We start from the raw sequence: 24,741 nt of genomic DNA, 5'->3' as shown, positions 1-24,741 counted from the left end.
CTCCCATGATGGGCAGAACGATCTTCATCGATCCCGGGCGCTGCATCGGCTGCCAGGCATGTGTCTCCGCCTGCCGGGAATGCGACTCGCACCGCGGCCGGTCCATGATCCATCTCGATTACCCCGACGAGGGCCATTCCGTCGCCTCCCTTCCCACGGTCTGTATGCACTGCGAGGACCCCGTCGCGCCCTGTGCCGAGGTCTGCCCGGCCGACGCGATCCAGGTGACCGCCGACGGGGTGGTGCAGCAGGCCGACACCTCCCGCTGCATCGGCTGCGCCCACTGCGTCAACGCCTGCCCCTTCGGCGTACCGAAGATCGATCTGGCCGCGAAACTCCAGATGAAGTGCGACCTCTGCTACGACCGCACCTCGTCCGGTCTCGCCCCCATGTGCGCCACGGTCTGCCCCACCGGGGCCCTCTTCTACGGCACCCTCGACGAACTGCGGGCCGAACGCCCCGGGGTACAGGTCGCCGACTCGTTCACCTTCGGCGCGACGACGGTCCGGACCGGGGTCGCGATGGCCGTCCCCGCCGACCGGGCCCGGTGGCCCCTCCCCGGCGGGCTGCCGGTGGTGGAGGTCAACGGGGTCGACACCCGGGAGGCGGGGCCCCGATGAGCCTGACCGCGCCCCCGCCCTCCGGGCCCGGTGCCGGGGGAGACCCGCCCGCCCACGGCGGCCCGCCCGGCGACGGCGGGCATCAGGGCCCCGGACCCCACGGCCCCGAGTCCGGCGATCCCGAGTTCCACGGTTCCGGCGGGCCGGGCGGTGCCCGGGAGGCGCTGCGCGACCGGATCGCGGCCGACGCGCTCACCACCCGACGCGACTATCTGCGGATCGTCACTATCGTCTCCGGCGGTCTCGCCCTCGGCGGGATCGGGGTCGCCGCGGGCATCCTGCACCGGCCCAACGACGTCGAGGGAACCCCCGACCCCCGGAAGATCGCCGACAGTCTGGCCCCCGGCGAGGCCCTGGCCTTCACCTACCCGGGGAAGGACGACCGGGCCGTCGCCGTCCGGCTCGCCGACGGCACCCTCGTGGGCTACTCGGCCGTCTGCACCCATCTCGCCTGCGCCGTGCTCTACCGGGCCGACCGGGGCCAGGAGGGCGAACTGCTCTGCCCCTGCCACGACGGCGTCTTCGACGTCCGTACGGGCGAGGTCACCGCCGGTCCGCCGCCCCGGCCGCTGCCCAGGGTGATCGTCACCGAGGACCTCGACGGCAGTATCTGGGCCCTGGCGACCACCCGCTCCGGCGAGAGCGACAAGGACGCCTGGTGCCGCCAGTTCGCCGAGGTCTCCCCCGACCAGGCCGTGGAACTCGGCTGCCCCGGCGCCGAGCTGCCGAAGGACGACGTATGACGCCTCCCGACCGGCCCGCCGACCAGCCATCCGGACCGCCCCCCGAGCGGCCGTACGGCTCCGGACCCGGCACCGGCGAATCGAGTTCCGGCCCGGGGGAGCCGGGACGGCCCGCCGAGGACGGCCACGGCCCCGGAGCCGGGGCCGCGGGGCCCCAGGACGGCTACCACCCCGGGAGCGCCGAGCCCAGGCTCAACCGGGCCGTACGCGAGCGATATCCCCAGATCCGGTCCACCAGCGGCTGGACCGATCCCCGGATCCGGCACACCGGGCCCGGGCCCGGCGCGGGTGGGGAGCAGGACCCGGCCGGATCCGCCGGGCTCACCGCCCGGCTCGTACTCGTCCTGGGCGCCGTCGCCGGTCAGCTGTGGGGCCTCACCGTGGTCGTCGACGCCTGGATGTCGGGCCGTACCGAGACCGCGTGGTGGGGTGCGGGATTCCTGTGTCTGTCGTTCGTCGTGGTCCTCGGACTGTGGGCCCTCGGCCCGAAGGACCGCTGAACACCCATGGCGCTCGGCCCGTCCGCGAGCCCCGGGGCGCTCCGGCCCCGGCCGGGAGACCGGGACCATCCGCCTCATCACGTCTCTCAGCGCGCCCAACAGCTGCGGGACTGGGCCTCCGGGAGCCGTCGCCGCCGTGAGCGGGGGAGGAGCCGCTGGGGCGGCGGACCGTGCCCGCGCGGCGGGGCGCGGCCGGGGAGCGGGGCCCGCCGGGACCGTAAGGGCCGGGAATCCCACCGGGGCGCGGCGCCGCGCGCCGTACCCTGGAGACATGAGCACCGCCCCCGCCCCCGGACCGCGCGACGCGAAGAACACCCGGCAGCAGAACCCGAAGCCGGTCCTGGACTTCGACGATCCGCTGGACCAGCAGTCCGCGGACGATACGGACCGAGGGTGGGGCGAGCGGCCTCCGGCCGCCGCCTCGGCCGACGATCTCGCCCGCTTCCTCGACGAGAAGCCGCCCCACCACCTGTGACCCGTGGCCCGGGCCACCCGGGTCAGCCCAGCGGGCGTCCCGGCGAGGACCCGGAGCCACCGCCCTCGCCCCGCGACTGCGCCACCAGCGCGTCGCGGATCTCCTTGAGGACCTCCAGCTCCGTCAGCTCGACGACCTCCTTCGTGCCTTCCTTCGCCGCGTCCCTGGCCGCCTTGCGGGCCAGGTACTTGGCCATCGGCAGCACCAGCAGGAAGTAGACGACCGCCGCCGTGATCAGGAAGGTGAGGGCCGCGCCGAGCACCGAACCCCACATGATCTTGATGCCCTGCACCTCCCCGTTCACCACCTGGCAGGTGCCCTTGATGCAGGAGCTGTAGGCGTCGAGGTCCTTGGTGCCGAAGGCGCCGACCAGGGGGTTGATGATGCCCTTGACGAAGGAGTTCACCACACTCGTGAACGCCGCGCCGATGACGACCGCTACCGCCAGGTCGATCACATTGCCGCGCATCAGGAAGGCTTTGAAGCCCTCCAGGACGCTGACTTTCTTCTCGGTCACCACTGAGCCTTTCGTTGCGGAGGAGGAATACGGAGCCAATCGCTCCGCAACCTACGGCACACAGTGGTCGGGCTGTCCAATTCCGGGTGGCCGGGAGGTGCAACGGCGGTACGCCTGTACGAGTGACGGGCACGCCCCGCCCGGCGGGCGACCGCGCGGGCACCCGGAGCCCGGACTCCCGGGCGCCGCCCCGGCCCCCGGCCCGTACTTCCCGGGTCAGCACACCGTCACCGCCAGCCGGGAGGTCGCCGCGGCACCGGCCAGGGCCGTGGCCGTCGACCGGGGCACCGAGAGCACCACCAGCGCCCCGCCCTCCGGCCCGTCCGGCCCTTCCCCGAACGCCCCCTGAACCCGGGGAACTGCGGCCACCCGTACCCCCGCCGCGACCACCCGCGCCTGCCCGGCCTCGCCGGAGGCCGCCGCGCCCTCCGCTCCGGGCCCGCCGAATCCGCCCGGCCCGCCCGGTGCGGACGGTGCGGCGATCACATCGACCCGGTCTCCCGGGCGCAGCAGCCGGACGGTCGCCGCGTCCGCGATCCGTACCGGCGCCGTCACCAGTCGGGGCGGTGGAGCCGAGGCCGCCGGTGGACGGGGAGCACCCCGGGCGCCGCTGTCCGGCGCGGATGCGCCGCCCGCCCCCAGCGCGTCGCGCGCTCCGGTGGCGGCCATGGTCGCGGCCACCACCGCGAGCCCGGCCACGACGGCTCCGCGCCGCCTGCGCAGCGCCCGCCGCAGCCGATGAGTCCCGCCCCTGACCCGGACCGGTGGGAAGTCCGGCACGCTCCGCCGCCCGGGAACGGACGGCCCCGGTGGACAGAAAGGGGATGAGGCGTAGGGAAAGGGGGCGGCGGAGGAGGTAGAAGCCGAGGAACTGGAAGAAGGAGAGGAGGAGCAGGAGCGAGAGGAAGGGAAGGGGGAGGAGGGCGAGGGGAATGGAGGGAGGCCGGACATGGTCGTACACCGCCTGTCGGTCGGGCTGATCCCGGCCGTGGTCGACCGGGTGCCCTCACCATCCCCGCTTCCCGGCGATCCCGCCGACGGCTGTGGACGGAGCGACCGGCTGTGGAAAACGCTGTCACCCACAGGTGTCACTCCGCCCCCGGCAACCCCTCCCGTGCTGCCCCGGACCGGCTCCGGGCCCCAACCCCGACGCAGACCCGAGAATTTTTCCGGGCGTCGGAGTTCGGGGGACCGCAGTCGTGGGGCCGGGGAGTTCGAGGACTCAGGGCAGGTCGATCCCCAGATCCCAGCCCTCGTGCGCGTCCACGCAGAGACAGTCCCGTTCCGCGAGCGCCGGAAGCCCGGCGACGGCGTCGAACAGGACCTCCCGCAGCCGCCCCACGTTCTCGCCGAAGACCCGCATCACCTCGGTGTGGGAGACGCCCTCGCCGGTCTCGGCGCCCGCGTCCAGGTCGGTGACGAGCGCCAGCGCCGTGTAGCAGAGCGCCAGTTCACGGGCGAGCACCGCCTCCGGGTGCCCGGTCATCCCCACGACCGCCCACCCCTCGGAGGCGAACCATCGCGACTCCGCCCGGGTGGAGAACCTCGGCCCCTCCACGACCACCAGCGTGCCGCCGTCCACCGGCTCCCACTCGCGCCCGCGCGCCGCCTTGATCGCCACCGCGCGCCCGGCCGGGCAGTACGGGTCCGCGAAGGTGGTGTGCACGACGTTCGGAACCGCCCCGTCCGCCCGGGGCACGCCGTCGAAGTACGTCTCCGCGCGCGACTTCGTCCGGTCCACCAGCTGATCCGGGACGACCAGGGTTCCCGGGCCGTACTCCGTACGCAGCCCGCCCACCGCGCACGGCGACAGCACCTGCCGTACGCCGACGGAGCGCAGCGCCCACAGATTGGCGCGGTAGTTGATGCGGTTCGGCGGGACGCGGTGGTCCCGGCCGTGCCGGGGGAGGAAGGCGACCTTCCGGCCGCCGATCTCGCCGAGGAAGAGGGAGTCGCTGGGGCTGCCGTAGGGCGTGTCCACGGCGACCTCGGTGACGTCCTCCAGGAAGGAGTAGAGCCCCGAGCCGCCGATGACGCCGATCTCTGCGTTCACGTTCACCATACCGATCACACTATCGACGCGGCGTCCGCCGGTAACCCCGCCCTCGACCCGTACTACGGCCGCCGGGACCCCTCAACTGCCCCCGGGCCGCGGGGGAGTCGGGCGCGGGTACGGCGAAGACCCCGCCGTGTCCCACGGACGGGGTCTTCGGTTCGGCGCCGACTCAGGCGGCCGACGTGCTCGTCGAGGAAGACGACGCGGCCGAGGAGGCCGACGACGTGCTGGAAGAGGAGGAAGAGGCGGCCTTGTCCGAACCGGAGCCCGAGCCCGAGCCGGAGCCCGTGCCCTTCGACGAACTCGCGGGGGAGGAACTGGACGACGCGCCCCGGCTGTCGTTCCGGTAGAAACCGGAACCCTTGAAGACGATGCCGACCGCGGAGAACACCTTCTTCAGGCGTCCGTCGCACTGCGGGCATACGGTCAGGGCGTCGTCGGTGAACTTCTGCACCGCCTCGAGGCCCTCGCCGCATTCGGTGCACTGGTACTGGTAGGTCGGCACTTGTCTTCCTCCTGGCACTCTCACTCAATGAGTGCTAACGACGGTCTATAGTGACCTATTCCGTGGCGTCAGTCCACCGGCACCGGTGACCGGTGATCCTTCCCACTCGTCCCGCGGGCCGCGATCAGGCCCCCGGGATGCCCGCCGCCCGCCGGAGCCAGCCGACCGCGCAGGGTGAGCAGAGTGGCCAGGGCCAGCACCGTTCCGCCCAGCGGGACCAGGAATCCGGCGCTCGCCCCCTGAGTGTCGGCCAGCCGGCCCGCGACCGTCACCGCCGCCGCCTGGCCGAGCGCCACCGCCCCGGTGAGCCAGGTGAACGCCTCGGTCCTGGCCGAAGCCGGGACCAGACCGTCCACCAAGGTGTAGCCGCTGATCAGAGCCGGTGCGATAAACAGACCGACCAGCAGCCCCAGGGCGCCGAGCAGAATCACCGAGTGAAGCGACCACAGCATGGAGACGCTGAGCGCCAGCCCCGCATAGCCGAGAATCATGCGCCGCAGCGGGCCGTGCTTCGCGGCGACGACCCCACAGGCGACGCCCGCGAGCATATTGCCCGCGGCGAAGATCCCGTACAGGACGCCGTTGACGCCGGGGTTGCCGATCTCCTCGGTGAAGGCGGTCAGGGAGACCTGCATCCCGCCGAAGACGGAGCCGATCCCGAGGAAGGCGACGATCAGTACGCGCACTCCGGGAACGGAGAGCGCGGAGGTACGGGCTCCGCCGGGCGCCCCGGCCGCGCCCCGGCCGGTGACCGGCGGCTGCGTACGGTGCTGGGCGGCGAAGAGCAGCCCGCCGATCAGGGTCAGCGCCGCCTCGGCGACCAGACCCGCAGCCGGATGGACCTGGGTACAGAGGGCCGTCGCCAGTACCGGGCCGACGACGAACGTGAACTCGTCCGTCACCGACTCGAACGCCGCGGCGGTCGGCATCAGCGGCGAGCCGTCGAGCCGGGCCGCCCAGCGGGCCCGCACCATGGGCCCGATCTGCGGTACGGAGGCACCGGTCGGGACGGCGGCGGCGAGCAGCGCCCACATCGGGGCGTCGGCGAGGGCCAGCGCGATCAGCGCCGAGACGGACGCGGTGTGGACGACCGCCCCGGGCAGCAGGACGGCCCGCTGCCCGAAACGGTCGGCCAGCCGGCCGCTCTGCGGCGCGAACAGCGCCATGGAGACCCCGGCCGTGGCGGCGACCACGCCGGCGCTGCCGTAGGAGCCGGTGGTGTCCTGGAGGAGCAGGATGATGCCGATGGTCAGCATCGCGAAGGGCTGCCGGGCGACGAACCCGGGGAGCAGAAACGTCCACGCACCGGGGGTGCGCAGCAACTGTCCGTAGCCCGGGCGGGCGGCGGGGGACGGGTCCGTACCTTCGGTACGTACGGTGCCGGGGCGGCCGTCGCCCGTGTCGGTGACCGCGGAGTCCACGGTCCGTGCCTTTCTGCCGCCTGGTAGCCGCCCCTGGCCAGGTGGGGCGACCGAGAGCTGTCCACGCGCGCGGGACTGCGGTAGATACCGGGGCCCGGTCCACAACGGGGACGCTACGAGGCTCCTGGCCGCCATACGGTCGCGCCAGCTCTGCGTCAGGCAGAGGTGGTCGATCAGAGGGTCAAGACGTGTCCTCATGGTAGCCGCTCGGCCGCCCGGCCACCCGGGGCGCGGAACAGGGCACTACAGGGGCGGCGCCGGGCGGAGGCGTGCCCCGGGGCACACCCCCACGCCGATCCGCCCGGCAGCGGTGCCGTACGCCCGGCTCCGCCCCGATCCACCCGGCCCCGGCGCCGTACCGACGGCCCCGGCGCCGTACGCCCGGCTCCTTGCCGCGCCCCGCCCGTACCTACGGCTCCGCCCCGGCCCCGTACGGCCGTCGTCAGCTCACCCGGCCCAGCCAGCCCGCCAGCTTGCCGCCCTGCCCCACGTCGAGGAGACGGCGCTCGGCCGCGTCCCTGACCGGATCCGTCGCCACCACCAGCAGTTCGTCGCCGCGCCGCAGCACGGTCGTCGGCAGCGGTACGAAGCTCTTGCCGTCCCGGACCACCAGGGTGACCGCCGATCCGGCGGGCAGCCGCAGCTCGGCCACCTCCACCCCGTGCATCCGGGAATCGTCACCGATGGTGAGCGAGAGCAGATGGCCGCGGAGCCGCTCCAGCGGCGCCGACTCGATCCCCAGATCCGACGGCGCGCCGGGACCCAGCTTCAGGGCCTTCGCCAGCCACGGCAGCGTCGGCCCCTGGATCAGGGTGTAGACGACGACCAGGACGAAGACGATGTTGAAGATCCGGGTACTGTCCGCGACGCCCGACACCATGGGGATGGTCGCCAGGATGATGGGCACCGCCCCGCGCAGCCCCGCCCAGGAGAGCAGGACCTGCTCCCGTTTGGGGATCGGGAACGGCAGCAGGGTCAGGAACACCGACAGCGGGCGGGCCACCATCGTCAGCGCCAGCCCGATGAGCAGGGCGGGCACCAGGTCGTCGCCCAGTTCGTGCGGGGTGACCAGCAGCCCCAGCAGGACGAACATACCGATCTGGGCGATCCAGCCGAGCCCCTCCGCGAAGCCGCGGCTGGCGGGGGCGTGCGGCAGCTTCGAGTTGCCGAGGACGACGGCGGCCAGATAGACGGCGAGGAAGCCGCTGCCGTGGGCCATGGCACCGGCGGCGTACGCGATCACCGCGATGGCCATCACGGCGATCGGGTACAGACCGGACGCGGGCAGCGCCACATGCCGCAGCCCGAAGGCGCCGGCGAAGCCGACGGCGAGCCCGATGCCCGCTCCGATCGCCAGCTCCAGCGCTATCTTCCCGACCAGCATGTACCAGTCGTCCACCGGTCCCGCGGTGGAGAAGGCGACGACCAGGATCACGACCGGGGCGTCGTTGAACCCCGACTCGGCCTCCAATACGCCGGTGACCCGGGACGGCAGGGGCACCCTGCGCAGTACGGAGAAGACGGCGGCGGCGTCCGTGGACGAGACGACGGCGCCGATGATCAGCGCCTGGCGCCATTCCAGACCGATGACGTAGTGCGCGGCGGCGGCCGTGACACCGACGCTCAGCGCGACGCCGACGGTCGACAGGGCGACCGCCGCGGGCAACGCGGGTTTGATCTCCTGCCATTTGGTGCCCAGACCGCCCTCGGCCAGGATCACCACCAGCGCGGCATAGCCGATCACCTGCGTCAGTTCGGCGTTGTTGAACGTGACGTTGAAGATGCCGTCCTGGCCTATGGCCACCCCGATACCCAGATACAGCAGCAGGCTCGGGAGGCCGCTGCGGGACGAGATGCGTACCGCGGCGACGGCGATCAGCAGCACGAGCGCGCCGCTGAACAGGAGCTCATTGAGGTCGTGAACAGTCAGTGGCCGATCCTTCCCCTCGCGCCTCTACGTGCCGGATGCTGATTCCGGGCGGCGACACTTCGTTACCTTACCTAATCTTTAACGTTTTCTTGACGCTCCCCATGGGATCGCCGCCCCGGTCCGCCAACTGACGTGAATCGGACACAAGGTGGCGCTCCGGTCCGATAATCGGGGTGCGCTTGTGGATACCGCGTCAGGGGTGGAGGGCCGCTGCGCCTATGGTTGCTCCAGCACCCCAGGACCAGCTTGCGCCTCGAAGGACAGCGATGCCCTCCAACACAACGGCCTCTTCCCCCAAGAAGAAGAAGGGGCGACGCGGTCGTCTGTTCGTGATCGTCCTGGTGCTGGCGCTGCTCGGCGGCGTCGGTTACGGCGGTTACTGGACCGTCGACTCCGTGCGCGCCTCCTTCCCTCAGACGACCGGCAAGATCGAGATCCCGGGTCTGAAGGGCGAGGTCGAGGTCAAGCGGGACGACTACGGCATCCCGCAGCTCTACGCCGACAGCGACGAGGACCTGTTCCGCGCCCAGGGCTTCGTCCACGCCCAGGACCGCTTCTGGGAGATGGACGTCCGCCGCCATATGACGGCGGGCAGGCTCTCCGAGATGTTCGGCTCGGGCCAGGTCGACACGGACGCCTTCCTGCGGACCCTGGGCTGGCACCGGACCGCGCAGGAGGAGTACGACAAGAAGCTCTCCCCGGCCACCAAGAAGAACCTGGACGCCTACGCGGCCGGGGTCAACGCCTACATGAAGGGCAAGGAGGGCAAGGAGCTCTCCGTCGAGTACGCGGCCCTGTCCTTCAGCAACGACTACAAGCCCGAGCCCTGGACCCCGGTCGACTCGGTGGCCTGGCTCAAGGCGATGGCCTGGGACCTGCGCGGCAATATGCAGGACGAGATCGACCGCTCCCTGATGACGTCCCGGCTCTCCCAGGACCGGATCGCCCAGCTCTACCCGAAGTACCCGTTCAACCGGAACAAGCCGGTGGTGCGGAACGGCGCCGTGGACGAGTCCGAGGGCGCATTCGACCCGAACGGCGAGCCCTCGGAGGACGGCGGCAGCGGCAGCGGCATCGGCAGCGACGGCTCGGGATCCGATTCGGGTACGGGCGGCGCCTCGTCGGACCCCGGTACGGGCGACGGCTCCGGCGACGGCGGTACGGGCGACGGCACCGGGATCTCCGGCAACAGCGGCTCCGGCGACGGCTACCCCGGCGGCACCGACGCCTCCGACGCCGTGGACGGCGTGAACGCCCAGCTCGCCGGGGTCTCCAAGGCCATCGAGTCCATTCCCGCCCTGCTCGGCCCCAACGGCGACGGCATCGGCTCGAACTCCTGGGTCGTCTCAGGCAAGTACACGACCACCGGGAAGCCGCTGCTCGCCAACGACCCGCATCTGGCCCCCCAGCTGCCGTCGCTCTGGTACCAGATGGGCCTGCACTGCCGGAAGGTCTCCAGCGCCTGCTCCTACGACACCGCGGGCTTCACCTTCTCCGGTATGCCCGGTGTGATCATCGGACACAATCAGGACATCTCCTGGGGCCTGACCAACCTCGGCGCCGACGTGACCGACCTGTATCTGGAGAAGATCTCCGGCGACAGCCGGGTCGCCGACGCCGAAGAGGGCACCGAGGAGAAGCTGATCTCCCGCAAGGAGGTCATCAAGGTCGCGGGCGGCAAGTCCAGGACGATCACCGTCCGCGAGACCGCCCAGGGCCGCCCGCTGCTCTCCGACCGCAGTGACGAGCTGGAGGGCGTCGGCGAGAAAGCGCCGGTCGACAACGACGCGCCCGACCGGGCCACCGGCTACGGCGTCTCCCTCCAGTGGACGGCCCTGGAGGCCGGCCGCTCCATGGACGCCGTCTTCGAGCTGAACCGGGCCAAGGACTTCGACTCCTTCCGCGCGGCGGCGAGCAAGTTCGAGGTCCCCTCGCAGAACCTGATCTACGCCGACAAGAGCGGCAAGATCGGCTACCAGGCCCCCGGCCGGATCCCGGTCCGCGCCAAGGGCGACGGCGCCCGCCCGGCCCCCGGCTGGGACCCCGCCTACCGCTGGGAGAAGGACCCCGTCCCGTTCGAGGAGATGCCGTACGAGGAGGACCCGGAGCGGGGCTTCATCGTCACCGCCAACCAGGCCGTCATCAACGACTCGTACAAGCACCTGCTGACCAAGGACTGGGGCTACGGCGCCCGCAGCCAGCGGATCAACGATCTGATCGAGCAGAAGATCGCCGACGGCGGGAAGATCTCCACCGAGGACATGCGGACCATGCAGATGGACAACAGGAGCGAGATCGCCACGCTCCTGAACCCCATCCTGGTCAAGCTCGACATCAAGGACCCGCACGTCCGCGAGGCGCAGAAGCTCCTGGAGAGCTGGGACTTCAGTCAGGAACCCGACTCTGCCGCCGCCGCGTACTTCAACGCCGTCTGGCGGAACATCCTCAAGCTCGCCTTCGGCAACAAGCTGCCCAAGGAACTGCGGGCCGAGGGCGACTGCCTGAGTGTCCGGCCGGCCGACGCGACCGGACCGGACGACCAGATCGAGCCGGTCGTCGAATGCGGCGTCCGGGACGGCGACACGGCGCAGCCCGACGGCGGCGACCGCTGGTTCGAGGTGGTCCGGGGCATCCTCAAGGACGAGGACAACATCTGGTGGCAGTCGCCCCGCAGCCGTACGGACAAGGCGACCAAGACCCGGGACGAGCTGTTCGCCCGGGCCATGGAGGACGCCCGCTGGGAGCTGACGGCCGAGCTGGGCAAGGACATGGACTCCTGGAGCTGGGGACGGCTCCACCAGCTCCACCTGAAGAACCAGACCCTCGGTAAGGAGGGCCCCGGGCTGGTCAAGTACTTGCTCAACCGCGGACCGTGGAACCTGGGCGGCGGTGAGGCGGCGGTCAACGCCACCGGCTGGAACGCGGCCTCCGGTTACGACGTGGTCTGGGTGCCGTCCATGCGGATGGTGGTCAACGTCGGCGACTGGGACAAGTCGCGGTGGATCAATCTGACCGGCGCCTCCGGGCACGCGTACAGCGCGCACTACACGGACCAGACCGACAAATGGGCCAAGGGTGAGCTGCTGGACTGGTCCTTCAGCCCCGACGCGGTGGAGAAGAACACGGTCGACACCCTCACCCTCGCCCCGAAGTCGGGCGGCTGACGGCGGTCGGGCGCACCGGGACGACCGGGCCGGGAACGGGGCGTACGGCCTCGTTTCCGGCCCGTCCGGGCTCGCGGGGCCGGGCGGGATGTGCGGCCCGTCCGGCCCCGCAGAAGCCGTTCGCCGGGCCGCTCAGGTCCGGGGGCTACCGGCTCCGGTCCGGCTGTCCGTCCTGTTCCCCGGCGCCGCCGTACGGCCCGTCCCCGGCCTCCGGAGGCGGGCCTTCGACGGCTTCGGACGATCCGGCGAAGCGGCGGACGCCGTCGGGGGTGACGACCGTGTGCACGGGACGGTCGTGCGCCTCCGCCGGGACCCGGTCGACCACCTCGTTCGCGTACAGCAGGACGACCAGCGGCGGCGGTACGGGGCTGTCGGCGAGCCGGGCCAGTACGCGGTCGTACGAACCACCGCCCCGTCCCAGCCGCATCCCGCGCCCGTCCACCGCCAGGCCGGGCAGCAGCACCGCGTCCGCCCCGCGTACGGCGCCGGGGCCGAGCCGGGGCCCGGTCGGCTCCAGCAGCCCCCGCCCGGCGCGCGCCAGCCGCTCCGGGCCCTCGTACACCGCCCAGTCGAGGTCGTCGTCGGGCAGCAGCACCGGCAGCAGTACGCGGACGCCCCGGGCGCGCAGCGCGTCCAGCAGGGCGCGGGTGCCCGGTTCGCGGCCCACCGAGACATACGCGGCCACGGTGCCCGCGGCGGTGAGTTCGGAGAGTTCCAGGGCGTGCCGGGTCAGTTCGCGGGCGGCGGTCGCGGCCAGCTCGGGGGTCAGCCCGGCGCGGGCGTCCAGCAGGGCACGGCGCAGGGCGCGCTTCCCCGCTGTCGTATCGGCGCCGCTCCCCGCCGCCGCGACGGAACCGGTCGTACCGGAGCCGGCCCCGCCACTCGCACCGGTCGTACCGGTCGTACCGGAACCGGCCCCGCCGTCTCCGCCGGTCGTACCGGAGGCAGTCGTATCGGAACCAGTCGTACCGGTCGTAGCGGAATCCGCCGCGTCGCGGCCGGGGCCGTCGGCGCCCCGGCCCGTAAGGGTTCCACGCGCCCCCGGAGCCGTACCGGAATCGTCCGTAAGCGCGTCGGCGCCCGCGTCGGGCCCCGGAACGCCCTCCGCCTCCGCCGGGTTTTCGGACACTTCACCGGAACGTTTATGCCTCATCGACCGCTCCCAAACCCCTCGTATACGCCTTTATGCGTAGGTAGTTAACCGGAGCCTGATCTTCCCCGCATATGCACCGGATATTGTGCCGGGCATGACTCAGTCGAACCCCAGGATCAGCAAGGCGGTCATCCCCGCCGCCGGCCTCGGTACGCGCTTCCTGCCTGCCACCAAAGCCACTCCCAAAGAGATGCTGCCTGTCGTCGACAAACCCGCGATCCAGTACGTCGTCGAGGAGGCCGTGGCCGCCGGTCTCTCCGATGTGCTCATGATCACCGGACGCAACAAGCGTCCCCTGGAGGACCACTTCGACCGCAACTACGAGCTGGAGGAGGCGCTCTCCCGCAAGGGCGACGAGAGCCGGCTGAAGGCGGTCCAGGCATCCAGTGACCTCGCCACCATGCACTACGTCCGGCAGGGCGATCCGCGCGGCCTCGGCCACGCCGTCCTGTGCGCCGCCCCGCACGTCGGCGACCAGCCCTTCGCCGTCCTCCTCGGCGACGACCTGATCGACCCGCGCGACCCGCTGCTCGCCCGCATGGTCGACGTCCGTGAGCGCGAGGGCGGCAGCGTGATCGCCCTCATGGAGGTCGAACCGTCCCAGATCCACCAGTACGGCTGTGCCGCCGTCGAGCCGACCGCCGACGGGGACGTCGTCCGGGTCACCCAGCTCGTGGAGAAGCCCGAGCGGGCCGAGGCGCCCAGCAATCTCGCCATCATCGGCCGCTACGTCCTCGACCCCGCCGTCTTCGCGATACTCCGCGAGACCGAGCCGGGGCGCGGCAACGAGATCCAGCTGACCGACGCCCTCCAGAAACTGGCCGCCGACGAGAAGGTCGGCGGACCGGTCCACGGGGTGGTCTTCAAGGGACGGCGGTACGACACCGGCGACCGCGGGGACTATCTGCGGGCGATTGTCAGACTCGCGTGCGAACGTGAAGATCTGGGGCCGGAGTTCCGGGACTGGCTGCGGAGCTATGTGACCGAGGAGATGCAGCGGAATTGAGCGACAGCGCGTTGAGCAGCGGCACCATGTGGTCGGTCGACGGCCATCTGGAGGACATCCTCGCGGCGGTCCGGCCGCTCGACCCGATCGAGCTGCATCTGGCCGATGCCCAGGGCTGTGTCCTGGTCGAGGACGTCACCGTCCCCGTCGCCCTGCCGCCCTTCGACAACAGCTCGATGGACGGGTACGCGGTCCGGGTGGCCGATGTCCAGGGGGCGACGGAGGAGTTCCCGGCCGTGCTGACGGTCGTCGGCGACATCGCGGCGGGCGGCGCCGCCCCGCCGTCGGTGGGCCCCGGCGAGGCGGCGCGGATCATGACGGGCGCGCCGCTGCCGCCGGGCGCGGAGGCGGTCGTCCCCGTCGAGTGGACCGACGGGGGTACGGGCGGCGGGGCCGCGGTGGCGATGCTCCCGGCGGGCCGGGCCCCGCAGGGCGCGGGCGGCGAGGTCCGGGTCCACCGTCCGGCGTCGGCGGGCGCCCACGTCCGGGCGCGCGGCAGCGATGTGAGCGCCGGGGATCTGGCGCTGGCGCGCGGTACGGTCCTGGGCGCCCCGCAGATCGGGCTGCTGGCCGCGATCGGCCGGGGGACGGTGCGGGTGCGGCCCAGACCGCGGGTGGTGGTGCTGTCGACCGGGAGCGAGCTGGTCCAGCCCGGTGAGGCGCTGGGGGAGGGGCAGATCTACGACTCCAACAGCTTCGCGCTCGCCGCCGCGGCCCGGGAGGCCGGGGCGATCGCCTACCGGGTGGGCGCCGTGACCGACGACGCGGACATCCTGCGGGCCACCATCGAGGACCAGCTCGTCCGGGCGGACCTGGTGGTGACCACGGGCGGGGTGAGTGTGGGGGCGTACGACGTGGTGAAGGAGGCCCTCTCGGACGTCGGCGCGGACGGCGCGGACGGCTCCGGCGACGGCGGCGACTCCGTGGCGTCCGGCAGCGGGGTCGACTTCCGCACCCTCGCGATGCAGCCGGGCAAACCGCAGGGGTTCGGCACGGTCGGCCCCGACCACACGCCCCTGCTGGCCCTGCCGGGCAATCCGGTCTCCTCCTATGTCTCCTTCGAGCTGTTCGTCCGGCCCGTGGTGCGGACCCTGATGGGGATGGCGGAGATCCACCGGCCCCGGGCCCGGGCCCGGCTGGCGGCGGACGCGCCCCTGCGCTCGCCGGAGGGCCGCCGCCAGTTCCTCCGGGGCGCGTACGACCCCGGGGCGGGGACGGTCGCCCCGGTCGGCGGCGCCGGTTCGCATCTGGTCGCGGCGCTGGCCCACGCCGACTGTCTGATCGTGGTGCCGGAGGCGGACACCTCCGTGGCGCCCGGGGACGAGGTGGAGGTGGTCCTCCTCGGCTGACCCGCACGTCCGGGGGGTACGGTGGCTGCGCACACGCGCCCGTACGGGCCGTGACGAAGTTCTTACAGGTGCTTACGGGTTCTCACGGGTGGCACGGTCCTGCGGACCGCCGCCCGGCCCGGAGCGGACCGGAGCGGCGAGCGGCGGATGAGTACAGAAGCGGGCGGACTGACGCATATCGACGAGGCGGGGGCGGCCCGGATGGTCGACGTCTCGGGGAAGGACGTCACCCGGCGGACCGCACGGGCCACCGGCCGTGTCCTGGTGTCGCCCCGGGTGGTCGGACTGCTGCGGGGCGAGGGCGTACCCAAGGGGGACGCGCTGGCCACCGCGCGGATCGCCGGGATCATGGGCGCCAAGAAGACGCCCGAACTGATTCCGCTCTGCCATCCGCTGGCGCTCTCCGGGGTGAAGGTCGACCTCGCGGTCGCCGACGACGCCGTGGAGATCACCGCGACCGTACGGACCACGGACCGTACGGGGGTGGAGATGGAGGCCCTGACCGCTGTGACGGTGGCCGGGCTCACGGTCGTGGACATGGTGAAGGCGGTCGACAAGGCGGCGGTGATCACCGACGTACGGGTGGAGGAGAAGACGGGCGGGAAGTCCGGCGACTGGAGCCGCCCGTGAGCCGCGGCGGCGAAGTCCACAGCCATACGCACGGCGGCCCCGCTCCCGAGGACGGCCCGGCCGCCCCTGCGGCGGCGGCCCACACGGGCGCCCCGCCGCCCTCCGGACCGGCCATCGGCCGCGCCCTGGTGATCACGGCCTCCAACCGGGCATCGGCGGGCGTCTACGCCGACCGGGGCGGCCCGCTGCTCGCCGAGGGCCTGACCGCCCTCGGCTTCACCGTCGAAGGCCCCCTCGTCGTCCCCGACGGCGACCCGGTCGGCGCGGCACTGCGCGCGGGCGTCGCCGCCGGATACGACGTGATCGTCACCACCGGCGGTACGGGCCTGTCGCCCACCGACCGCACCCCCGAACAGACCCGGGCCGTCCTCGACTACGAGATCCCCGGCATCCCGGAGGCGATCCGCGCCCACGGCGCCCCGAAGGTCCCCACGGCGGCGCTCTCCCGGGGCCTGGCCGGAGTCGCGGACGGCACCCTGGTGGTGAACCTCCCCGGTTCGCCCGGTGGCGTACGGGACGGACTGGCCGTCCTCGCCCGGCTGCTGCCGCACGCGGTGGACCAGCTGCGCGGCGCCGACCACGCCCCCGCCGGGGAACCCGCCCACCGGGACGGCACCGGGCGCGGACCCGGATCCCCGGGGAGCCCGAACTGAACGCCCCCTGGCCGGTGGTCCTGGCCGACGGAGATGTGGTCCTCCGCCCGATAAGGCTGCGCGACCAGCGGGCCTGGCGCGAGGTGAACCGCCGCAACCGCGACTGGCTGCGCCCCTGGGAGGCCACCATCCCGCCCCCGGCGCCCGGCGCGCCGCCCGCGCAGCGCCCCACGTACCGCCAGATGGTCCGCCATCTGCGGGCGGAGGCGAACGCGGGCCGGATGCTGCCCTTCGTCATCGAGTACCGGGGGCGGCTGGTGGGTCAGCTCACGGTCGCCGGGATCACCTGGGGCTCGATGTGCTCGGGACACGTCGGCTACTGGGTCGACCGGGAGGTCGCCGGGCGCGGGGTGATGCCGACCGCCGTGGCGCTCGTCACCGACCACTGTTTCCGAACCGTCGGACTGCACCGGATGGAGGTCTGCATTCGGCCCGAGAACGGGCCGAGCCGCCGGGTCGTGGAGAAACTCGGATTCCGTGAAGAGGGCCTGCGTCCTCGATATCTCCACATCGACGGCGCATGGCGCGACCATCTGGTGTTCGCCCTGACCGCGGAGGAAGTCCCCGAGGGCCTGCTCCCCCGCTGGCGGCGGGCCCGGCCCGAGACCCCACAGAAATAAGAAATATGTTCGAATACTTTCCCCATGGTCATGTGATGATCGGAACAATCGCAAAAAAAGTCCGTCATATCAGCGGGATCGGGCGACACACCGGCCCAATTGGCGGATGTCCTTGCGAGAATCCCTCTACGGTGTGACCGTGAGCAGCAGCGGCCTCATCTACGCAGTCATCGTCGGGGCCTGGGCCGCCTACCTGGTGCCGATGTGGCTCCGCAGGCAGGACGAGCTGAACGAGGCACGTCCGACGGAACGCTTCTCCACCGCCATCCGGCTGTTGTCCGGCCGTGGCGCGATGGAGCGCCGATACGCCAAGGAGCTGCGGGATCGCGACCCGGAGCGGCCCGACTCCGACATCGACCCGGACGCCGTCACGGAGCATCTGAGCACCGTCGACGTCCGGGCCTTCGCCGCGCCCCGCACGGAGGTCCGCCCCCCGGACCAGGTGCGCGCGCCCGCCCCGGCCCGCCCCGGCCCCGGCGGTACGGCACACGGCCCGGCGGCGCCCGGAACCGGCACGGCCCAGGCCGAACCGCCCGCCCCCGGCTCGCTCCGGCAGCGCCGCCAGCGCCCGCGCCCCGGCGGCACGGCCGCCGAGCGGGCCCGCCGCAGCAAGGTGCTGGCCCGTCGCCGCCGTACGACGGTGATGCTCTTCCTCACCTTCACCGCGGGCTCCGTGGTGGCCGCGGTCGGCGGCCTCGGCTTCCTCTGGGCCCCCGCGGTACCCGCCGTACTCCTCAGCGCCTACATCGCCTATCTGCGCGCCCAGGAACGACGGCGCTTCGTGGTCGTGATGGACCGCCGCAGGGCGGAGGCGGCCGCGGCCCGGCTCCGGGAGACCCGCCGCCGCCCCGCGCCCCCCGCGCCCCGCCCGGAACCCGCCGCCGAACGCCCCGACCCCCTCCCCGAGCCCGAACCGGCCCCCGTCTCCCCGCAGGAGGCCGGCCGCCGCGCCCTGGTCGAGCAGACGGACCACGCGGAATGGGTCGACCAGCAGCGCGACCGCGGCCCGGCCTCCGGCGACAGCTGGGACCCCGTCCCGGTCCCCCTCCCGACCTATGTGACGGCCCCGGTCGCTCCCCGCGCCACCAGCGGCATCGACATGAACGACCCGGAGACCTGGAGCTCGGCCCGCTCGTCCGCGGCGGACCCCACCCCGCCCCCGCCCCGCCAGTCCCCACCCCCGCGCCGCACCCCCCGCGACCGCGGCCGCACCCCCCTCTTCGACCAGTACGCGGACGAGGACCGCCCCCGCGCCGCCAACGAGTGACCTGCGCCGGAACGGATTAACGGGCACTCCGGCCGAGGTGCTAAAGTTTCACTCGTTGCAAGGGCCTGTGGCGCAGTCCGGTAGCGCACCTCGTTCGCATCGAGGGGGTCAGGGGTTCGAATCCCCTCAGGTCCACAAGCAGCTCAGAGCCCCTGGCGGGGATTCCCGCCAGGGGCTCTTTGGCTGTGCAAGCCGCAAAGTACAGCAACTACTTCGGATCTTGAGCGCGCCCAGGTGTTTACCGAGCCGCCGGAGCGCCCGGCTCGTCTCCTGTGACGGCACGTGGGTGTACACCTTCATCGTCACCGCGATCTTGCTGCTGTGCCGGAGGATCTGCATGGCCACCCGGGGATGCACACCCAGCGCGCCAAGCAGTGGTTCGCAGGTGTGCCGGGTGTCGTGGAGCCGGATCGTTCGTACGCCCGCGCGAGCGCAGGCAGCGGCAAAGGACCGGTTGAGTTCCGCGGCTCGACCGGTGCCCCGTAGCACGTGGTGAAGACGGAGTTCCGACACCGTCCACAGATCCCCGATGGTCTGCCGAGTCGCCGCCTGAAGCTGTTGCCGCAGCCGCAGCGCCGTGACGGCGATCTCGGGAACAGGAAGCGTGGCAACGGAGGCTTCCGTCTTCGCGCCGTCGTGCACCAGCCGCCGCTTCAAACTGTCAGGATCGCTGATTCCCAATCTCAGGTCCCGTCCCTTATTCGAGCGCGAAGCCCGCAGATCGGTCGAGGTGGAATGGGCGGCCCGGAACGGTTGGGACCCACCCCGCACCGAGGGCCAGTCCAATCGCCTCGGCAACATCGGACGGCAGTACCGGCTCGGCGCCTCTTCCCAGCCAGTTGCTCGGGTGGGGTTGGTCGGTGGTAACCACGAGCGTCGTGCCTGGGGCGTCCGCGTGCTCGACTGCGAACGTGCACGGAGACCAGAGCAACCCTTGGGAGTACGTGGGTCGGCCGCGCAGCCGCCAGCGGTAGGCCGTGCCGTCGACAACGATGCGTCGTGATCCCTTGCGGACCATTGCCACGACTCCCCCTCAACAAGGTTGACGCTGATGAGACCGGCCCAAGGCGGCCCGTCTCGGTTTCCTCTCATCCAACGCCGTTCACGGCCTTTCAGACGAGACCCAAGACGGTATTCGCTCCCACGCCCGAACGGCCATGAACACAGGTGGACGCCCCCGCACACCCCCACCAGCCCGCCAGCAGACTTGGAAAGAGTGTTGGCGACGCAGAACTTCAGCCACCATCTGCGGGTGCCGAGCGCGGCCGTGTCTGTCGAACGCCGGTACACGCAACCAGTGCGCTGCCGCCCTCGTCGAGGAACAGGACGAAGACCCACGATCCGTCGGCAGCCCTGATCTCGCCCAGTCGAACCGGTCGGCCGTGCAGGTCGAGGCGTTGCACGGCCTGGGCCAAGCCGGAAGTCTCGGTGCCTCTCCGAAGAGTGAGGCGGAGTCGGCGCCCGTAGATCTTCGCAAGTGACTCGGCCGGCGCCGTCCCGTCCCAGACGATGTGAGAGGCGCCAGAGCGGAGAGCAGACAAGGCAGCCGACGAAGTTTCGTCGCCATTGCTCAGCAGCCGTTCGAGCTGTTCCCGCTCCATGGCCTCACCCCTGGTCAGGATCCTGCTGTACAGCAGGGAAGCACAGCAACCCCAGCCCCTGGCAGCGTCCAATGCCACCACAAGTGACCCTGCCGCAGCCCGTACGACCGATCTGGCTAGAGCTACGGACCTGAGGGTCACGAGCTGGCCGTCGAAATCCGGCTCTGGCGCGAGGCAGCGGGCACGGGGTGAGCGGTCAGAACGCCTGCCAGTCCTTGCGGCTTCCGCCAGTGCGCAGGGCATGCACCCGCCGGGCGAACTCTTCCGCCGCCGTTCCGCTCGTGGTGGCCTGATGGCCGATCCACAACGTCATCTTCAGCTCTCGCAGATCTGCGAGGACCGGGTAGCCGGGCCAGTTCATCAGATCGAAGCCGTAGTGGTGGACGAACGACTCGTACTCGGTACGGGTGTGCCAGCCGAACCGCTCGTAGTAGAGCGACGTCAGTACGAGGTCCCATTCGCGCTGCCCCAGGGAGAAGCCGTCCAGGTCGATCAGCAGCGGCTGGCCGTCCCGGTTCCGGATCGCGTTACCGACGTTGGCATCCCCGTGGATCATGCCGAAGTCGAGTACCCAGTCCAGCCGGTCGTACTCCTTCTGTATCCGCTCCGCCCGCTCGTTCAGAAACGCCACATCGTCGCCGGAAAGGTCCCCCAGAGCGCGGAGGGTGTCCCACACCTCCTGGAACGGGTCGTAGTAGGGAAGGGCCAACGAACCCGGCTCCTCCAACCGGTGCAACCGTCGGAGCAGGTCACCCAGTTCGCGCGGGTCGGCGTAGACCACCGCGTCCTGCGCGCTGACCCAGAACGTCACTACCCGGCCGTCGACCAGGAGCGGCTGCTCCAGTCCCGCAACCACCCGCGTCGCCGCGAACCCCTCACCCTCCAGCCACCGGGCCACCCGCACCGTACGCGTCATATCCGCCAGCGAACCGGGATCCCGGGCGATACGGACGATCACCGGTGAGCCGGCCAGCCGGTATACGGCGTTGGACCCGAGGCGCAGCAACTCCGCGCCAACTGGATCGAATCCGGCCGTCCGGCACGCCGACACCAGGACCGCCTCCGCCGCTTCCTCCGTGAACACACCGCCAACGACCGCGCCCGAAGTCATACTCCGACGCTACAGGCACCATCCACGCGGTCTGCCGTACAGCGACGAAGTACAGCAACCAGCCCGATCGGTGCCGATCTGCGGAGACCCTGGGCACCCCTCTGGCCAGGTGCGGAGACGATCGCGAGCGTATGGCCTGTAGTTCGTATCGAGGAGGTCAGAGACATCTCCCGCCCGGCCCGTCGAGCACGGCGTGCGGTGGGCGGGCATACGCGTCCCGGCCGCACCACTCGTGTCGGGACAGCTGTCCGCGCATGCGTATTCGGCCTCAGCCGCGGGCGAGGGATGGCGGATAACCGACTTCGCGGCGGCCACCCCTGCCGCCACCATCGAAGGGCAGCACTCCAGGCACACCACGCAACCGGATCCAACCGTCCGGGCAACCGCATGCCCACCTGCCGGGGGCGGATCCGCCTACCCCCGAAGGGCTCACTTCATGGCCGGGACCACGCACAAGTTCCTCCTGCCCGCGGTGCTCGCGCTGGCGGCCATCGCGCTGCCGGCACCCGCCACCGCCGCACCCGCCGAGTCGACGGCCCCCCTGGCAGGCAGGTGCCTGGCCGAGAGCAATCTCGGTGAGGTCTACGTCAACACCTGCATGGACACCGGCAAGCAGCGCTGGACCATCGAGGGAGAGAAGATCAGGCGCTCCGGCAGCTCCTGGTGCCTGGCCGAAGGGAATCTCGGCGCGGTCGTCGTCAATACCTGTATGAACACGGGCAAGCAGCGCTGGACCATCGAGGGAGAGAAGATCAGGCGCTCCGGAAGCTCCTTGTGCCTGGCCAGCAATGGCACCTCGGCCGGCCTCAACACCTGCATGAACACCGGCAAGCAGCGGTGGCTCATCCAGGGGGAGAAGATCATCCTCAACAACTGACCGCCAGGCCCGGCGGCCGATCCCACTACGCACGCCGTCGGCAACGGGCCGGGAAGGGCTGGCCGACCCCTCCCGGCGGGCCGTCACGCTTTCGGGCCCACCTTCGACAGGCCGTTGATCATGCGGTCCATCGCGTCGGAGCCGGTCGGATCGGTGAGATCGGCCAGCATTTGCCGACCCGACCGTCGGGGCGTCAGCAGGCCAAGGGCGAGGGCCACAAGGACACTTGCGAAGGACACAACCAGCGGACACCGGATCACTTACGGTCGCCTCTCATACCGTGGGGCGTTGGCCGACGGGCGCGGGGGGTTGGGCGGTGCTCGTGCCGTCCGGCTGGTGGGCGGGCTGGGCCGGACAGCCCGACGCGAACACGCTGGCGAGCTGGTCGTGCAGAGACGCTGCGCGGGGGTGGGCATCGCGGCGTGGTGTGATCGTGTAGATGCCGCGGGTCGGCGGATCCACAAGGCCGATCGTGGTGACATCGGCCCGCAGCGCGCTCGTCAGTACCCCGGGGATCAGCGCGATGGCATGACCGGTGGCGACCAGGGCCAGCTTGCCGGGCAGATCGGCCGCGGTGAGGTCGATACGGGCATCGGCTCCGGCGCGGGCGGCGTGCCGGCGAAGGAGCGCCGCGGAGCCGTCGTTGTCCTCGGCCCAGGTCTCGTCGGCCAGCGCCTCAACGCGTACCGGCCCGCACCCGGCCAGGGGATGGCCGACGGGCAGTACGACGACCATCTCGTCCAGCCCGAGGAACCGCCGGTCGACCCGCGGGTCGACGGCCAGTCCCGGCGGAGCGTCGGTGACGACTGCGATATCGAGATCGCCCGCGATCACTCGGCCGTGCAGCTGTGCGCTCAGGCCGGGGAGCAGGCTCCACCGGAGGGATCCGGCCTGCCTCAGCAAGCCCCGGACAGCCTCAGGGACCATCCCGGCCGCGAGGGACGGCGTCGCTCCGATGGCCAGGGGCCGATCAGACACCCCGTCGCGAACATCCCGTACCGCGCGAACGGCGCGGTCGGCCTCGTTGAGCGTGGCCAGCGCATGGCGCCGGAACACCTCACCGGCCGGTGTCGGACGCACACCACGCGCGTGCCGCTCCACCAAAGGCACGCCGAGCTGCCGTTCCAGCCCGGCGATCTGCCGCGAGACGGCCGACTGCGTGTGATTCAGCTCGGCTGCCGCCGCCGACAGCGAACCGACCCGGCACACCGTCACGAAGGCCCGCCACACGGTCAGATCCATGGCGGGCAGTATGCCCAGTCGATATGCGAGTCCCGCAGGGCGGGCATGCCGAATCTGCGCTTGTCGCAGTCATCGCGGTGCGCCACTGTGGCGATCATGACCACACCGCAGACAATCGCCGTACTCGGTCTGGGGCGCATGGGCGGCGCGATCGCGAACCACCTGGCCACCCAGGGCTGGGACGTCGTCGGCTGGACCCGCTCAGGGCGCACAGCAGGCACCGTCAAAACGACCGGCGACCCGAAGGAGGCGGTGGCCCGGGCGGACCTCGTCCTGCTGGCACTGTTCGACGGCCCGGCCTGTCAGCAGGTCCTCGACGACGTCCGTGACTCGCTGCGCACCGACACGATCGTGCTCAACACCAGCACCATCGCCCCCGCCGAAGCGGCGAGGCTGGCCCGGCAACTCGGCCCGTCGTACGTCCACGCGCCCCTGCTCGGCTCGGTGTCGGCAGCCGCCTCCGGCGCCCTGCGGATCCTTGCCGCCGCCGACCAGGACGCACTCGACCGAGTCCGGCCGGTTCTGGAAACGCTGGGAACCGTACGGCTCGCGGACGACGCCTCCACCGCCGCCGCCCTCAAGCTGATCGCCAACAGCAGCCTCGCCGGAGCCGTCCTCGCGCTGCGTGACTCACTGCGGCAGGCCGACGCCCTCGGCCTGCCCCGTACCCAGACGCTGGACGTACTCGAACTCGGCCAGCTCGGCGCCCTCGTGACCCGCAAGCGACGCTTCCTCCTCGACGAGCCGACCGACGCCATGGCCGCCATGGCCGAATTCACGATCGGCGCGCTGGCCAAGGACATGTCGCTGCTGGCCGCCGCGTCGGACGCCCCCTTGCGCAGCGCGACCGGCCTGACCGACCCTTCGGCCGCCCCCGAGGCCGATATCGCCGTCGCCGCCACGGTCCCCGCCGCGAACGACGCCGTACTCGAACCGCTCCGCGCCTATATCCGCGGGCACGCTACCGGCGACTCCACCCACTTCCGCGACGCGTTCCTTCCCACCGCCCACATCGAAGGGATCCGGGACGGCGCATTCGTCTCCTGGCCCTTGGACGAGTACTGCACCCTCTTCCGAGGCCGGCCGGCCCCCGACGAACCGACCCGCACCCGCCGCATCGACACCATCGACATCCACGGCACCGTCGCGACCGCCACCATGACGCTCTCGCACGGCGCGGACACGTTCACCGACATCTTCCTGCTCATCCGCGCCGACGACGGATGGCGCATCGCCAACAAGGCGTATCACCGCCACACCTGAGATCGGGAACCGATTCCCGTCCCCGGGGGACGATCACT

The 24,741-nt window shown here is 71.7% G+C and carries 24 protein-coding genes, 1 tRNA gene and 1 pseudogene; 14 read left to right on the top strand and 12 right to left on the bottom strand.

Translation table 11 applies throughout. The features are described from left to right. Nucleotides 1-5: 5 nt before the first annotated feature. From AB0G74_RS03715 to AB0G74_RS03700, 4 genes are all read left to right on the top strand, one after another. Nucleotides 6-620: a 4Fe-4S dicluster domain-containing protein gene (locus tag AB0G74_RS03715; protein WP_361140193.1), complete on the top strand. Its 615-nt coding sequence runs from the start codon at nucleotides 6-8 to the stop codon at nucleotides 618-620. Beyond that, nucleotides 617-1,363, top strand: a complete 747-nt coding sequence (locus AB0G74_RS03710) for a Rieske (2Fe-2S) protein (protein WP_361140190.1) — start codon at nucleotides 617-619, stop codon at nucleotides 1,361-1,363. The genes AB0G74_RS03715 and AB0G74_RS03710 overlap by 4 nt, the downstream gene beginning before the upstream one ends. After that, nucleotides 1,360-1,863, top strand: coding sequence for a hypothetical protein (locus tag AB0G74_RS03705; protein ID WP_361140187.1), 504 nt, complete (start codon nucleotides 1,360-1,362; stop codon nucleotides 1,861-1,863). Before AB0G74_RS03710 ends, AB0G74_RS03705 begins: the two co-directional genes overlap by 4 nt. 271 nt (nucleotides 1,864-2,134) lie before the next feature. Continuing rightward, the gene (locus AB0G74_RS03700; protein WP_361140184.1) at nucleotides 2,135-2,338 is read left to right on the top strand and encodes a hypothetical protein; all 204 of its coding nucleotides are present in this window, start codon (nucleotides 2,135-2,137) and stop codon (nucleotides 2,336-2,338) included. A 22-nt stretch (nucleotides 2,339-2,360) separates the two neighbouring features. Here the strand turns inward: AB0G74_RS03700 and mscL are convergent, their stop codons facing one another. From mscL to AB0G74_RS03670, 6 genes are all read right to left on the bottom strand, one after another. Further along, nucleotides 2,361-2,855, bottom strand: a complete 495-nt coding sequence (mscL, locus tag AB0G74_RS03695) for a large conductance mechanosensitive channel protein MscL (protein WP_361140181.1) — start codon at nucleotides 2,853-2,855, stop codon at nucleotides 2,361-2,363. Nucleotides 2,856-3,071: 216 nt separating this feature from the next. Then, nucleotides 3,072-3,635 (bottom strand): RcpC/CpaB family pilus assembly protein, encoded by a 564-nt coding sequence (locus AB0G74_RS03690; protein WP_361140179.1) that lies wholly within the window; start codon nucleotides 3,633-3,635, stop codon nucleotides 3,072-3,074. Nucleotides 3,636-4,077: 442 nt separating this feature from the next. Further along, nucleotides 4,078-4,917 (bottom strand): S-methyl-5'-thioadenosine phosphorylase, encoded by an 840-nt coding sequence (locus AB0G74_RS03685; protein ID WP_361140176.1) that lies wholly within the window; start codon nucleotides 4,915-4,917, stop codon nucleotides 4,078-4,080. Between the two features lie 163 nt (nucleotides 4,918-5,080). Beyond that, nucleotides 5,081-5,416 carry an FmdB family zinc ribbon protein gene (locus AB0G74_RS03680; RefSeq protein ID WP_361140173.1) on the bottom strand — a complete coding sequence of 112 codons (336 nt, stop codon included), beginning with the start codon at nucleotides 5,414-5,416 and terminating at the stop codon, nucleotides 5,081-5,083. Between the two features lie 68 nt (nucleotides 5,417-5,484). Continuing rightward, on the bottom strand, nucleotides 5,485-6,738 hold the full coding sequence (locus AB0G74_RS03675; protein WP_361140439.1) for an MFS transporter: 1,254 nt from the start codon (nucleotides 6,736-6,738) through the stop codon (nucleotides 5,485-5,487). A gap of 541 nt (nucleotides 6,739-7,279) precedes the next feature. Then, nucleotides 7,280-8,767 (bottom strand): potassium/proton antiporter, encoded by a 1,488-nt coding sequence (locus AB0G74_RS03670; protein WP_361140437.1) that lies wholly within the window; start codon nucleotides 8,765-8,767, stop codon nucleotides 7,280-7,282. A 266-nt stretch (nucleotides 8,768-9,033) separates the two neighbouring features. Between AB0G74_RS03670 and AB0G74_RS03665 the strand changes: the two genes are divergently transcribed. After that, a complete protein-coding gene (locus tag AB0G74_RS03665) occupies nucleotides 9,034-11,931 on the top strand; it encodes a penicillin acylase family protein (RefSeq protein WP_361140170.1) in 2,898 nt (965 codons plus the stop codon). A 247-nt stretch (nucleotides 11,932-12,178) separates the two neighbouring features. On the opposite strand, the pseudogene AB0G74_RS03660 reads toward AB0G74_RS03665, so the two are convergent. After that, a pseudogene (locus AB0G74_RS03660) lies at nucleotides 12,179-12,733 on the bottom strand (5-formyltetrahydrofolate cyclo-ligase); the annotation flags it as partial. Between the two features lie 445 nt (nucleotides 12,734-13,178). On the opposite strand from AB0G74_RS03660, the gene galU reads away from it, so the two are divergent. The 7 genes from galU (at nucleotide 13,179) to AB0G74_RS03625 (ending at nucleotide 18,744) form a co-directional block, all read left to right on the top strand. Further along, the gene (gene galU, locus AB0G74_RS03655) at nucleotides 13,179-14,090 is read left to right on the top strand and encodes a UTP--glucose-1-phosphate uridylyltransferase GalU (RefSeq protein ID WP_361140168.1); all 912 of its coding nucleotides are present in this window, start codon (nucleotides 13,179-13,181) and stop codon (nucleotides 14,088-14,090) included. Nucleotides 14,091-14,116: 26 nt separating this feature from the next. Beyond that, nucleotides 14,117-15,439, top strand: coding sequence for a gephyrin-like molybdotransferase Glp (gene glp / locus AB0G74_RS03650; protein WP_361140434.1), 1,323 nt, complete (start codon nucleotides 14,117-14,119; stop codon nucleotides 15,437-15,439). Between the two features lie 147 nt (nucleotides 15,440-15,586). Then, nucleotides 15,587-16,069 carry a cyclic pyranopterin monophosphate synthase MoaC gene (gene moaC / locus AB0G74_RS03645; protein ID WP_361140165.1) on the top strand — a complete coding sequence of 161 codons (483 nt, stop codon included), beginning with the start codon at nucleotides 15,587-15,589 and terminating at the stop codon, nucleotides 16,067-16,069. Further along, nucleotides 16,066-16,722, top strand: coding sequence for a MogA/MoaB family molybdenum cofactor biosynthesis protein (locus AB0G74_RS03640; protein WP_361140162.1), 657 nt, complete (start codon nucleotides 16,066-16,068; stop codon nucleotides 16,720-16,722). The genes moaC and AB0G74_RS03640 overlap by 4 nt, the downstream gene beginning before the upstream one ends. Beyond that, complete coding sequence (locus AB0G74_RS03635) at nucleotides 16,719-17,342, top strand: GNAT family protein (protein WP_361140432.1); 624 nt, start codon at nucleotides 16,719-16,721, stop codon at nucleotides 17,340-17,342. Before AB0G74_RS03640 ends, AB0G74_RS03635 begins: the two co-directional genes overlap by 4 nt. A 139-nt stretch (nucleotides 17,343-17,481) precedes the next feature. Continuing rightward, on the top strand, nucleotides 17,482-18,609 hold the full coding sequence (gene glpR / locus AB0G74_RS03630) for a gephyrin-like molybdotransferase receptor GlpR (protein ID WP_361140159.1): 1,128 nt from the start codon (nucleotides 17,482-17,484) through the stop codon (nucleotides 18,607-18,609). A 61-nt stretch (nucleotides 18,610-18,670) separates the two neighbouring features. Further along, nucleotides 18,671-18,744: transfer RNA gene (locus AB0G74_RS03625), tRNA-Ala, on the top strand. Here AB0G74_RS03625 and AB0G74_RS03620 read toward each other — a convergent pair. The 3 genes from AB0G74_RS03620 to AB0G74_RS03610 all read right to left on the bottom strand — a co-directional run bounded on the left by AB0G74_RS03620 (nucleotide 18,736) and on the right by AB0G74_RS03610 (nucleotide 21,321). Next, complete coding sequence (locus tag AB0G74_RS03620; protein ID WP_361140156.1) at nucleotides 18,736-19,290, bottom strand: hypothetical protein; 555 nt, start codon at nucleotides 19,288-19,290, stop codon at nucleotides 18,736-18,738. The genes AB0G74_RS03625 and AB0G74_RS03620 overlap by 9 nt on opposite strands. A gap of 16 nt (nucleotides 19,291-19,306) precedes the next feature. Next, nucleotides 19,307-19,633, bottom strand: coding sequence for a hypothetical protein (locus tag AB0G74_RS03615; protein WP_361140154.1), 327 nt, complete (start codon nucleotides 19,631-19,633; stop codon nucleotides 19,307-19,309). A gap of 773 nt (nucleotides 19,634-20,406) precedes the next feature. Beyond that, nucleotides 20,407-21,321 (bottom strand): aminoglycoside phosphotransferase family protein, encoded by a 915-nt coding sequence (locus AB0G74_RS03610; protein ID WP_361140151.1) that lies wholly within the window; start codon nucleotides 21,319-21,321, stop codon nucleotides 20,407-20,409. 436 nt (nucleotides 21,322-21,757) lie between these two features. On the opposite strand from AB0G74_RS03610, the gene AB0G74_RS03605 reads away from it, so the two are divergent. After that, the gene (locus AB0G74_RS03605; protein WP_361140148.1) at nucleotides 21,758-22,198 is read left to right on the top strand and encodes a hypothetical protein; all 441 of its coding nucleotides are present in this window, start codon (nucleotides 21,758-21,760) and stop codon (nucleotides 22,196-22,198) included. An 83-nt stretch (nucleotides 22,199-22,281) separates the two neighbouring features. On the opposite strand, the gene AB0G74_RS03600 is transcribed toward AB0G74_RS03605, so the two are convergent. Continuing rightward, nucleotides 22,282-22,416, bottom strand: coding sequence for a hypothetical protein (locus AB0G74_RS03600; RefSeq protein WP_361140458.1), 135 nt, complete (start codon nucleotides 22,414-22,416; stop codon nucleotides 22,282-22,284). Nucleotides 22,417-22,471: 55 nt separating this feature from the next. Further along, the gene (locus tag AB0G74_RS03595; RefSeq protein ID WP_361140145.1) at nucleotides 22,472-23,440 is read right to left on the bottom strand and encodes a LysR family transcriptional regulator; all 969 of its coding nucleotides are present in this window, start codon (nucleotides 23,438-23,440) and stop codon (nucleotides 22,472-22,474) included. Nucleotides 23,441-23,536: 96 nt separating this feature from the next. Here AB0G74_RS03595 and AB0G74_RS03590 point away from each other — a divergent pair, with 96 nt between their 5' ends. Further along, nucleotides 23,537-24,703, top strand: a complete 1,167-nt coding sequence (locus AB0G74_RS03590; RefSeq protein WP_361140142.1) for a nuclear transport factor 2 family protein — start codon at nucleotides 23,537-23,539, stop codon at nucleotides 24,701-24,703. Nucleotides 24,704-24,741: the final 38 nt, after the last annotated feature.

Origin of the sequence: Streptomyces sp. NPDC020875 (genome assembly GCF_040641415.1) — a bacterium.
Lineage (GTDB): Bacteria > Actinomycetota > Actinomycetes > Streptomycetales > Streptomycetaceae > Streptomyces.
This window is presented reverse-complemented; position numbering and strand designations above follow the sequence as displayed.

What these genes read in the sequence shown, in the direction of transcription:
- galU (WP_361140168.1), top strand. Translation starts at nt 13,179, where the DNA reads ATGACTCAGTCGAACCCCAGGATCAGCAAGGCGGTCATCCCCGCCGCC.
- AB0G74_RS03685 (WP_361140176.1), bottom strand. Translation starts at nt 4,917, where the DNA reads ATGGTGAACGTGAACGCAGAGATCGGCGTCATCGGCGGCTCGGGGCTC.
- AB0G74_RS03590 (WP_361140142.1), top strand. Translation starts at nt 23,537, where the DNA reads ATGACCACACCGCAGACAATCGCCGTACTCGGTCTGGGGCGCATGGGC.
- AB0G74_RS03715 (WP_361140193.1), top strand. Translation starts at nt 6, where the DNA reads ATGATGGGCAGAACGATCTTCATCGATCCCGGGCGCTGCATCGGCTGC.
- AB0G74_RS03665 (WP_361140170.1), top strand. Translation starts at nt 9,034, where the DNA reads ATGCCCTCCAACACAACGGCCTCTTCCCCCAAGAAGAAGAAGGGGCGA.
- glp (WP_361140434.1), top strand. Translation starts at nt 14,117, where the DNA reads ATGTGGTCGGTCGACGGCCATCTGGAGGACATCCTCGCGGCGGTCCGG.
- AB0G74_RS03700 (WP_361140184.1), top strand. Translation starts at nt 2,135, where the DNA reads ATGAGCACCGCCCCCGCCCCCGGACCGCGCGACGCGAAGAACACCCGG.
- AB0G74_RS03705 (WP_361140187.1), top strand. Translation starts at nt 1,360, where the DNA reads ATGACGCCTCCCGACCGGCCCGCCGACCAGCCATCCGGACCGCCCCCC.
- AB0G74_RS03610 (WP_361140151.1), bottom strand. Translation starts at nt 21,321, where the DNA reads ATGACTTCGGGCGCGGTCGTTGGCGGTGTGTTCACGGAGGAAGCGGCG.
- moaC (WP_361140165.1), top strand. Translation starts at nt 15,587, where the DNA reads ATGAGTACAGAAGCGGGCGGACTGACGCATATCGACGAGGCGGGGGCG.
- AB0G74_RS03710 (WP_361140190.1), top strand. Translation starts at nt 617, where the DNA reads ATGAGCCTGACCGCGCCCCCGCCCTCCGGGCCCGGTGCCGGGGGAGAC.
- AB0G74_RS03595 (WP_361140145.1), bottom strand. Translation starts at nt 23,440, where the DNA reads ATGGATCTGACCGTGTGGCGGGCCTTCGTGACGGTGTGCCGGGTCGGT.
- AB0G74_RS03605 (WP_361140148.1), top strand. Translation starts at nt 21,758, where the DNA reads ATGGCCGGGACCACGCACAAGTTCCTCCTGCCCGCGGTGCTCGCGCTG.